This is a genomic window from Pseudonocardia sp. SID8383, from assembly GCF_009864975.1.
GTDB lineage: Bacteria > Actinomycetota > Actinomycetes > Mycobacteriales > Pseudonocardiaceae > Pseudonocardia > Pseudonocardia alni.
Window position 1 is genome coordinate 1 of the sequence record NZ_WWFY01000902.1, and the last position, 822, is coordinate 822.

Below are 822 nucleotides of genomic sequence, written 5' to 3' on the forward strand. Positions count from 1 at the left end.
CTCGTGGTGGTCGGCGTGCGCGCCGCAGGCGGCCGAGCTGGCCTCGCAGGCGAGCGCGGCGGCCGACGCGGCGGCCTCGCCGACCGCCTTGTCCCCGGTCCGGCGGCCGAGCACGCTCGCGGCCGCGGTACAGAGGTCGGCGGCGTCGAGGGCGAGGAGCACCTCGGTCTCCATGCCGCCGGAGGCGACCATGGCCGAGGCGCAGGCGGTGCTCGCGCGGGCGGCGTCGTGCAGCTTCTCGACGACGGTGGCCGGGGTGCTGACGCCGGCGGCCTCGAGGACGTGGTGGCTCATGGGGATCTCCTGGTGTCCGGGGTGTGGGACCGGAGGGTTCCCGCGTGGCGGTGGCCGCACTCACCTGATTGTCATCCTTGACGTCTGAACAATCCGTCATATGTCGCGTAGGGTCGGATCATGTCTGCGCTGTCCGCCGTCACCGTCTGCCGGGGATGCTGCTGCGGCTCCGGTCGCAAGCACCCGGGCCTGGACCGGCCCCACCACGACGGGCTGCTCGACCGGCTCACCCGGGGCATCGAGGGCCACGCGCGGCTGCGGACCAGCGAGTGCCTCGGTCCGTGCGCCGACTCCGACGTCGTCGTGGTCGGACCCACTCCGGTCGCGCGACGGGCCGGTGCGCGGCCGGTGTGGCTGCGTGCGGTCCTGGACGCTGCGACGACCGACGCCGTCGCCGACTGGGTCCGCGCGGGCGGACCGGGCACGGCGCCCCGCCCGGCCGTCCTCGACGGGCACGTGTTCACCCCCGGCCTGCGCGCCTCGGACACCGGGCGGGCCGCCGGATGACCGCGCCCGAGCTGTCCCGGC

2 protein-coding genes are annotated in these 822 nt (G+C 75.9%); one reads left to right on the top strand and one right to left on the bottom strand.

Features of this window, described 5'->3' with window-relative positions:
• The coding region (locus GTW08_RS21605; RefSeq protein WP_202417506.1) for a hypothetical protein at window positions 1–294 on the bottom strand (294 nt) is incomplete at its 3' end.
• A 120-nt stretch (window positions 295–414) separates the two neighbouring features.
• Here GTW08_RS21605 and GTW08_RS21610 point away from each other — a divergent pair.
• Window positions 415–801, top strand: a complete 387-nt coding sequence (locus GTW08_RS21610; RefSeq protein WP_073576629.1) for a hypothetical protein — start codon at window positions 415–417, stop codon at window positions 799–801.
• The last annotated feature ends 21 nt before the right edge of the window (window positions 802–822 follow it).